General features: G+C 67.4%; 5 protein-coding genes and 2 pseudogenes. 6 read left to right on the forward strand and 1 reads right to left on the reverse strand.

Annotated elements, in window-relative coordinates:
• Positions 1–403: 403 nt before the first annotated feature.
• The 5 genes from A5695_RS30365 to eccCa all read left to right on the forward strand — a co-directional run bounded on the left by A5695_RS30365 (position 404) and on the right by eccCa (position 8950).
• The gene (locus tag A5695_RS30365) at positions 404–1075 is read left to right on the forward strand and encodes a DUF5631 domain-containing protein (RefSeq protein WP_082946211.1); all 672 of its coding nucleotides are present in this window, start codon (positions 404–406) and stop codon (positions 1073–1075) included.
• Between the two features lie 258 nt (positions 1076–1333).
• A complete protein-coding gene (locus A5695_RS20745; RefSeq protein ID WP_369830217.1) occupies positions 1334–2188 on the forward strand; it encodes a hypothetical protein in 855 nt (284 codons plus the stop codon).
• Between the two features lie 190 nt (positions 2189–2378).
• A complete protein-coding gene (locus A5695_RS20750; RefSeq protein ID WP_082946212.1) occupies positions 2379–3257 on the forward strand; it encodes a transglycosylase in 879 nt (292 codons plus the stop codon).
• 2 nt (positions 3258–3259) lie between these two features.
• A complete protein-coding gene (gene eccB / locus A5695_RS20755) occupies positions 3260–4747 on the forward strand; it encodes a type VII secretion protein EccB (protein ID WP_068086502.1) in 1488 nt (495 codons plus the stop codon).
• Positions 4748–4750: 3 nt separating this feature from the next.
• Positions 4751–8950, forward strand: a complete 4200-nt coding sequence (gene eccCa, locus A5695_RS20760) for a type VII secretion protein EccCa (RefSeq protein ID WP_068086505.1) — start codon at positions 4751–4753, stop codon at positions 8948–8950.
• Here the strand turns inward: eccCa and A5695_RS27880 are convergent.
• Positions 8835–9275: pseudogene (locus tag A5695_RS27880) on the reverse strand (MMPL family transporter); the annotation flags it as partial. The gene eccCa and the pseudogene A5695_RS27880 overlap by 116 nt on opposite strands.
• On the opposite strand from A5695_RS27880, the pseudogene A5695_RS20765 reads away from it, so the two are divergent.
• Positions 9250–9512: pseudogene (locus tag A5695_RS20765) on the forward strand (MMPL family transporter); the annotation flags it as partial. The pseudogenes A5695_RS27880 and A5695_RS20765 overlap by 26 nt on opposite strands.

Consider the following 9512-nt stretch of genomic DNA (forward strand, 5'->3'; position numbering starts at 1 on the left):
TCCGACCGCACCTAGCGCCGCAGTTTTTGTCCCGACGGGCACGCCGGTCGACGCGCCTCCGCCTGCCGCGCCCGCGCCGCCGACCACCGGAGGAGCCGCTCCGGTAGCGCCGGTAATCACGGGGGGCTCATGGTCGGGACCGGCAGCGCCGGTATCTGGTGGCCCAAGCATCCCACCTGGCTCACTGCCGGCTTATGGCTCCGACCTGCGGCCGCCGGTCACGGCGCCCCCCGCGATGCCTTCGGTTCCGACGGGGCCGGTCTCGGGCGCCCCGGTCGCTCCCTCGGCCGCATCGTCCCCGGCCGCTGGCGGACCGCTTGTTTCGCCGGTGGAACGCGGAGCGGCCGCGACCGCTGCCGGGCACGCGGGCGCGAATTCGTCGAGCATGGTGGGCGCATCAGCAATGTCAGCCGCGGCCGGCGGGACGGCAGGCGCGGTTTCCAGTAGGGCTGCCGAGCAGCAGCGCCTGCAACGGCTCGTGGATGCCGTCGCTCGCCAGGAGCCGCGAATCTCGTGGGCGGCCGGCCTGCGTGATGACGGCACCACCACTCTGCTGGTCACCGACCTCGCCGGCGGATGGATACCGCCGCATGTCCGACTGCCGGCCCATGTGACCCTGCTCGAGCCAGCCGTACGTCGTCACGACGCCAGCGTCGTGGACTTGCTCGGAGCCGTCGTGGTCGCCGCGGCGCATGAGCACAACACCTATGTTGCCGAATCAGACCCAGAGGCACCCACGCTGAGCGGTGATCGACCAGCCCGCTCGGCCGCGCCGCGCGTAGACGAACTCGGACCAGCCCTCGTGGAAGCGGTGCGTCGCCGCGATGGCCTGCCGCGAATTGCACAGGCCATCGCGGCGCCAGCGGTACGGAATACCGGCGTGCTCGACAATGAGACTGAGCTCTTACGCAGGTGCACCGCCGATCTGCAGAATTCGGTCCTGTCCGCGTATCCGGAGCACGCCGCGGCTGCCGTCGCGGATTGGATGTTGCTCACGGCCATCGAGGCCCTGATCGATGGACATCAGTACCTTGCGAACTACCACATGGCATGGTTCGACGTGACCTGCACTTAGGGCGGCGCGCGGATACGCGATGCGCGAAATGCAAGGTGAATACCGTTTCCAGGCAGCTATGCCAAACTGAGTAAGTACGAATTGCGTGTGCGTGGGCGCATGCGAAGTGATCGCCGGATTTTCGAGCGGATTGGGGGTGAAGCCATGAGCGGAGACGGGGTGCCGGCATTTCCCCCGAATCCTGGTGGAAACCCGATCGTAGTCACACCGGACATTTTGTTGCAGGGATTGGGGATACAGCCGCCGCCACCGGTGACGATGCCACCTCCGCCGCCGCCGGACCCGTCGCCGGTTGGGGGTGCCGGTGGAGGGCTGTATGCTGCCGCCGGCACCGGGGTACCTAAGGACGCAGCCGACAGCGCCCAGGGAGACGCCGACCGCCGTGCCCACGCCGCCGATGCCGCAGCGAAGTTTCCTGCGAATGAGGCAGATTCGGCGCAGCAGATGCAAAACATCGGGCAGCAAGCCCCGCAGATGATGCAACAGATGCTGCAAAGCATCACGGGCGCGCTCGGCGGCGCGGTTGGCGGCATCATGCAGCCGCTGACGCAGTTGCCGCAGCAGGCGATGCAGGCCGGCCAGAGCGCAATCCAGCCGCTGATGAGCGCGGTTCAGGGCGGCGCTCACGGTGCCAGCCTCGCCGACGCGACGCATTTGGTCGACAGCGTCGGCCCCGGCTCCGGAGGCGGCGGCGCGGGATTGGGCGGCGGCGGCGCGGGCCTCGGCGGCGGGGGCACCACCCCGGCCAGCTCACTGGGGCCGCCACCGGTACCGACTTCCTCCCCGCCGACGACCCCCGCCGGGGCCGCCAAGGCCGCCATGACGCCGCCGGTCAGCGGCGCGCCCACAACGTCGGGGCAGACCGGGATGGGTGGCATGGGGATGATGCCACCGGGCGCGATGGGCGCGGGTGGTGAAGGCGGCAAAGAGAAGCCGCCCGAGAAGCGGATCTCGGCCCCGGGTGTGCCCAACGGTCAGCCGGTCAAGGGCCGCCTGACCATGCCGCCGAGCCCTCCGGGTCCCAAACCGGGCGAAGAAAAACCGACTGTCGTCACCAACCGGCCCAATCGGCGAATCGTGATCATGCCCGCCGAGGACGACGCGAAGGAATAGCCCACTACGGCGCCGTCCCCACTCCACCTGGAGGTGAGTGGTTGGGGCCTGCGTCCGGCAGTAGGGTCGCTACTAATCAAGCGAGTTCGGGTCACTCGTTATTGACAGCGGAACTGCGGATTCGTGCATGCTATTGACACGGGTTTTTCGCGGCCAGAGGGTGTGGGAGTAGCTCGGGTGTCCAGGACGGATGGGCGCAAAGGGGACCAGGGTGGGGCAGTCGTTGACTGATCCGCTGACGACGCAGGCAGTGGCGGCGTTGGCTCGCGGCCACGGCTTGTTCGCGGGCGAGACCGTCGCCGCTGCGGTTGTCGGTGCGCAGGAACACGCTGACGTCAGGACCGATGGTCTTCCCGCTGCAGCAGCGACGAGGTCCATGAACGCGCTGTACGAAGTGCGCCGGTCCAGCGGCACCGACCGCGCTCTCGCACGAATCATGGCGACGGCGCGCGGCGACCATGCGCACGCGAGGCGCACCACCGGGACGGTGCTGAACGACGCGATAGCCGACACCAAGCCGGCCGACACCCCACTGGCACGCCGCGAGGCGATGGCCCGCATGGCGGCGAGGTTGCGCACTCAGCATCGGCACATCCTGAACGCCCGCCGACGAGCTCGGCTCCTGGCCCTTCGAATGAGGCGACTGCGCTACCGACAAAGGCGGACGGCAATGCGAGGCGAGCAGGGCAGCGGGCGGTCAGCGGTCATAGCGGCGATCCGTAAAGCCCTGGACATCAAGGGCATCCACGACCCAGCTGCGCGCGCCCGCTGGGAGCGCGGCATGGACCTGGTGGCTCGCCGCGAGTCCAACTACAACGCCGGCGCGGTCAACGATTGGGACTCCAACGCGGCACAGGGCACGCCGAGCAAGGGAGCCTGGCAGTTCATCGCGCCAACGTTCGCGGCCTATCACGAGCCCGGAACGTCCCGCGATATCCACGATCTCGTCGCGCAGGCGTGCGCGTTCATCAACTATGCGGAGGACCGCTATGGCGTCTCCGCCGACGCGTCGAATCTGGCTGATCGGATTCAGCAGGCCGATCCTCGCCGAGCACCCAAGGGGTACTGAGCATGCCGCTGAGCTTGTCGAACCGCGACCAGAATTCCGGTCACCTCTTCTACAACCGACGGCTGCGCGCGGCGACCACCCGGTTCTCGGTGCGGATGAAACACGACGACCGCAAGCAGACCGCGGCACTGATGTTGTCGATGCTGTTGGTGGCCATCGCTGCCGGCTGGATGTTGCTGCTGAACGTGCTGAAACCGACTGGCGCCGTGGGTGGATCAGCGATCATCGGCGACCGTGACTCCGGCGCGGTCTACGCCCGCATCGAGGGCCGGCTCTACCCGGCCCTGAACCTGACCTCGGCCCGGCTGGCGACCGGGACGGCGAACCCGCCGACGTGGGTGAAGCGCAGTGAGATCGCGAAGTATCCGACGGGCCCCCTGATCGGTATCCCTGGCGCGCCCGCGGCGATGCCGGTGAACCGCGGTGTGATTTCGGCGTGGGCCGTGTGCGACACGGCGGGCCGCCCCCGTAGCGGGGAGAAGCCGGTTGTCACGTCCATCGCAGGCACGCTCAACGGCGGCGACCGCGCTGCACCACTGGGCGACGACGCCGGTGTGCTCGCGACGTTCGAGGGCAACACCTATGTGATCTGGGGCGGCAAACGCTCGCAGGTCGATCCGGCGAGCAGAGCGATCACGCTGAGTTTGGGGTTGGACCCCGGAGTCACCTCGCCGGTTGAGATTTCGCGCGCTCTGTACGACGGGCTGCCCGCGACCGAACCACTGCGCGTCCCCGATGTTCCCCAGGCGGGCACGCCCTCGACCTGGGTCTCGGGTTCACAGGTAGGCGCGGTATTACAGGCCCAAACCGCCGGCGGCGGCAAGCAGTTCTATGTGCTGTTGCCCGACGGGGTGCAGAAGATCACGAGCTTCGTCGCCGACCTGCTTCGCAGCGCCAACTCCTACGGGTCGACGGCACCCCGGGTGGTGACGCCGGACGTGCTGGTCAACATCCCCCAGGTGAACTCGCTGCCCGTCGACTACTACCCGACCAAGCGCCTGAATTTCGTTGATACGGCGGCAAATCCGACCACGTGCGTGGGTTGGGAGAAGGGCTCGACGGATCCGCAGGCCCGCGTCGTCATATACAACGGGCGCGGGCTTCCGGTGTACTCCTACCTGGACGACCGGATTGTGCACCTGGTGCGCGACGACCGTGACCCGGCGTCCGTGGTTGCCGACCAGGTGCTGGTGCTGCCGGGGGCGGCGAACTTCGTCACCTCGACCAGCGGGGTGATCACGTCGGATTCGCGCGAATCGCTGTTCTGGGTGTCCGACAACGGCGTCCGGTTCGGCATCGCCGCCAACGAAGACACGTTGCGCGCACTCGGGCTCGACTCGGCCTCGGCGGTGCAGGCGCCCTGGCCGTTGCTGCGCACTTTCGCCGCGGGGCCGGCGTTGTCGCGGGAGGCCGCGCTGGTGGCTCGCGACACCGTGCCGGCGCTCGGCAAGGCAGCCGTCGTGACGACGTCGGCGAAGGTGGGAGGTTAGGGAATGTCCAAGAAAGCGTTTCCCATCAACCGGGTCAAGATCGAACCGCCGAAACCCGTTCGGGTGGCACCGAACGCGCCGATCGCCCTGCCCGAGCGCGAGCCGCGCAACATCTGGGTGATGATCGGGGTGCCGGCGCTCATCGTCGCGCTGATCGGCACCATCGTCATGCTCTACGTCTCCGGCGTGCGAAGCCTGTCCACCGGGTTCTTCCCGCTGATGGGTATCGGTGCGTTCAGCATGCTGGCGTTCTCCGGGCGATTCGGGCGGGCACGCAAAATCACCTGGGGCGAAATGGAAAAGGGTCGCCGCCGCTACCTGCGTGACCTCGACAGCAACCGCGACGAGATCCAGAGCGCGGTCTGCGCGCAACGCGAATGGCAGAACGCGGTGCACTCGGATCCTCGCGGGCTCGGAGCGATCATCGGTGGCCCGCGAATGTGGGAACGGGGCCGTGCCGACACGGACTTCCTGGAGGTGCGGCTCGGCACCGGCGTACAGCACGCGCCCGATTCGGTGCTGTCGGTGACCTGGCCCGACATCGCCTCCGACGAGGAGCTCGAACCCGTCACCGGACAGGCGCTGCGCGATTTCATCCTGGAACAGCGCAAGATTCGCGACATCGCCAAGGTGGTCAACCTGCGGTCGGCGCCGGGCTTCAGCTTCGTCGGTGAGGACCTGGACCGACTCCGCTCGCTGCTGCGTTCCGTGCTGTGCTCGCTGGCGGTGTTCCACAACCCGCGCGACCTGAAATTGATGGTCGTCACCCGTAACCCGGAGGTATGGTCGTGGATGGTGTGGCTGCCTCACAACCTGCACGACGAGCTGTTCGACGCGTGCGGCTGGCGGCGGCTGGTCTTCGCCACACCCGAGGAGTTGGAGGAGACCCTCGGCGCCGAGCTGCACATGAAAGGCAAGCGCGGCGCCTGGACGCCGCCGGCGTCGGCCAGCCCGACCGCCATGGGCTCGGCACTCGAAACCGGCTCCGCCACCATCGATCTCGGGCCGCACCTGGTGATCGTCGATGACAACACCGGCAGTCCCGACGCGTGGGAGAGCGTGGTCGGCCAGGTCGGTAAGGCGGGCATCACCCTGCTGCGCATCGCATCCCGCGTGGGTACCGGGGTGGGATTCGCGGTGGACCAGGTCTTCGAGATGACCGAGCGGCACGGCCCAACCGCCAACGACGAAGTCAGGTTCGGCCGCAACGGCTTCGACGCCGATGGAGAAGACGGACGCCCGGCGCCCCTGCTGCGGGTGCGGGACAAGTTCTTCGCCCACGCCGATCAGCTGTCGATTCACCGCGCCTATCGGTATGCCCGGGCGATGGCGCGGTGGTCGCCGACGAGCCGTAGTGAGATCGCCGACTCGGCGGGCGGCGCCGCCGAGTTGTTGCGCGGGCTGGGCATCATCGACCCTCGCGAGCTGGACGTCGACCGGCTGTGGGCCGAGCGGCGCGGCCGCGGCGACGAGCGGTGGTGCGAAATCCCGGTCGGCGCGAAGCCCACCGGTGAGTTGCAGAACATTATCATTCGGGCAAAAGACTTCGGCGGCTTCGGTTTCCACTCCGTCGTCATCGGCACCAGTGGCTCGGGCAAGTCGGAGTTCTTTCTCTCGCTGGTCTACGGCATCGCGCTGACACACTCCCCGGAGACGTTCAACGTCATCTTCGTCGACATGAAGTTCGAATCGGCGGCCCAGGACATCTTGGGCATCCCGCACGTGGTGGCCGCCCTGTCGAACCTGGGTAAGGACGAGCGGCATCTGGCCGAGCGGATGCGCCGCGTCATCGACGGCGAAATCAAGCAGCGCTATGAGCTATTCACCTCGGTCGGTGCCCGCGACGCCAACGACTACGAGGAGATCCGGCTCGCAGGCCGAGACCTTCCTCCGGTACCGGTCCTGCTCGTCATCGTCGACGAATACCTGGAACTCTTTGCCAACCACGAGAAGTGGATCAACCTGATCATCCACATCGGGCAGGAAGGCCGCGGCGCCAACGTGTTCTTCATGTTGGGCGGGCAGCGCCTGGATTTGTCGTCGCTGCAGAAGGTCAAGTCCAACATCGCGTTCCGCATCGCGCTGCGTGCGGAATCCGGAGACGACAGCCGCGAGGTGATCGGGTCGGACGCCGCCTACCACCTGCCGTCGAAGGAAAATGGCTTCGCCCTGCTGAAGGTGGGGCCGCGCGACCTGGAGCCATTCCGGTGCTTCTACCTCTCGGCGCCCTTCGTCGTGCCGAAGGCCAAGGAGGTGTCGACCACGGTCGACATGACGTTGACCAAGCCCCGGCTCTACAACTGGCAGTACCAGCCGCTCGACCAATCGGACGCCGCGGCGCTCCAAGCGGCCGCCGCCGTCGACGCCGAACCGGACGAATTCCTTTACCATGACGACGGTTTCAAGAGAAAGAAGATCGTCGACGTGCTGCGGGAGTCGCTGCACCAGGTCCCGCACCGGTCACCGCGGCGGCCCTGGCTGGAGCCTTTGGAGGACCCGGAGCCGATCGATACCCTGGTGGCCGCCTACCGCGGCAAGCCGTGGCACGTCGACTACGGCGACAACCCGGGGCTGATGTTCCCGGTGGGCGTGATGGATATCCCCGAGGAGTCCAAGCAGGTGGTCCACGCGGTCGATGCGCTGCGCAGCAACGTCATCGTGGTGGGAGCCAAGCAGCGGGGCAAGACGACGGCCCTGATGACGCTGATGTCCTCGGCGGCAACGATGTACACCCCGGCACGGGTGACGTTCTTCTGCATCGGCGGCGCGACCCTGGCGCAGGTGGCCTCACTGCCGCACGTCACCGACATCGTGTCACCTAAGGACGCCGAGGGCATCGAGCGGATCTTGAGCAGTATGGACGCCCTGATCGACGCGCGCGAGGACTCGTTCCGACGGCTGAGGATCGACCTCGACGGCTTCCGAGAGCGCCGCTTCGGACCGGGCAGCGACGGCCTGGGCGGTACCGATCCCAATGACCCGTTCGGTGATGTCTTCGTGGTGGTCGATGACTATGACGACGTCTACTCGAAAGACACCATCCTGGGGGATCGGATCATCTCGCTGAGCAGTCGCGGACCCGAGTACGGCGTGCACGTGATGTGCAGCGCGGGCGGCTGGATCCACGGCCAGCGGCAGAGCCTGTTGCAAAACGCCACGGCCCGAATCCAATTGCGGCTGGCCGACCCGAGCGAGAGCCAGATGGGGCATTCGTCGCTCGAGTCGCGCGACGCCGCGCGCCGGACGTTGAACCGCCCGGGCTTCGGACTGACCGACAGCCTGCACGAGCTGCGTGTCGGGGTACCTGCGCTCACCGACCCCGCGACGGGGTCGCTGGTGAGCATCGTCGACGTCGGTGCGCGGATCGCCGACGTGGCGGGCGTGACGAAACACGCGACGCTGCAGCGGCTTCCGCAGCGGGTGGAGTTGCGGGCGATTCTGGAGTACGCCGCCGCGCATCCGAGCGGCGACGACCTGTCCATCGCGTTCGCGATCGGCGAGCGCCACGAACTGGGCCCCGTTCCGTTGAAGCTCCGGGAAAGCCCGGGCTTGATGATTCTGGGCCGGCAGGGCTGCGGCAAGACCCTGTCGCTGGTGTCCATCGGCGAAGCCATCATGAGCCGGTTCAGTCCGGAGGAGGCGCAGCTGACGCTGATCGACCCGAAGACCGCCCCGCACGGGCTACGGGATTTGAGTGGGCCCGGCTATGTGCGCGCGTACGCCTACGATCAAGACGAGATCGATGAGGTGATCACCCAACTCGCACAACAGGTCCTGTTGCCTCGGCTGCCACCCAAGGGCCTGAGCCAGGAAGAGCTGCGGGCGCTCAAACCGTGGGAAGGGCCAAGGCATTTCGTACTGATCGACGACGTCCAAGACCTGCGGCCCGATCAGAGTTACCCGCCCAAGCCGCCGGTGGGGGCGGCGCTGTGGAAGCTGATGGAACGCGCCCGCCAAATCGGCCTGCATGTGTTCACCACCCGCAACAGCGCGAACTGGGCGACGCTGCAAATGGATCCGTGGATGAGGTTCCAGAACTCGGCGAAGGTGGCGCAGCTTTATATGGACAACGACCCGCAGAACCGGATCAACCGGATGGTTCGCGCGCAAGCGCTGCCACCGGGGCGCGGTCTGATGGTGAGCGCCGACGGCGACGTCGAAGGTGTGCTGGTCGGAATGCCGGCGACCGCGCTCCAGCAGTAACCGGCGGCCGCACAGGTGTTTTCACGACGGCGCTGACCCCGCGGGGTAGCGCGCGCGGCCACCAGAACCAGCGACCGAGCAGCGCCAAGATGGACGGCACGATGAACGCCCGCACCACCAGGGTGTCCAACAACAGGCCGACCGCGATGGTGCTGCCGATTTGAGCGATGCTCAGCACGCTGCTGCTGAGCAACGCCAGCATGGTGAGCCCGAAGACGATGCCTGCGACGGTGGCCACCCCGCCGGTGCCACCGAAGGCGCGAATGATGCCGGTCTTGAGGCCGGCCGACGCTTCCTGTTTGATGCGCAGCCCGGTGGCGGGGTTGGTCGTCGTGGGGACGGTCGTCACTTCCTATGCGTCGGCAGTCGGTGCGAGCGTGCTGATCTGGCAACACCTGCTCCACCACGATTTGCACTGGGCTGTCGCGCCGATCGCATTCATCGCGCTGATCGCCGTCGGTGCGGACTACAACCTCCTGCTGGCACTGCGCATCAAACAGGAAGCGTCGGCCGGCCTCAAGACCGGCATCATTCGCGCCTTCGGTGGCACCGGCGGGGTGGC

Source organism: Mycobacterium sp. E1747 (assembly GCF_001667775.1).
Taxonomy (GTDB): domain Bacteria; phylum Actinomycetota; class Actinomycetes; order Mycobacteriales; family Mycobacteriaceae; genus Mycobacterium.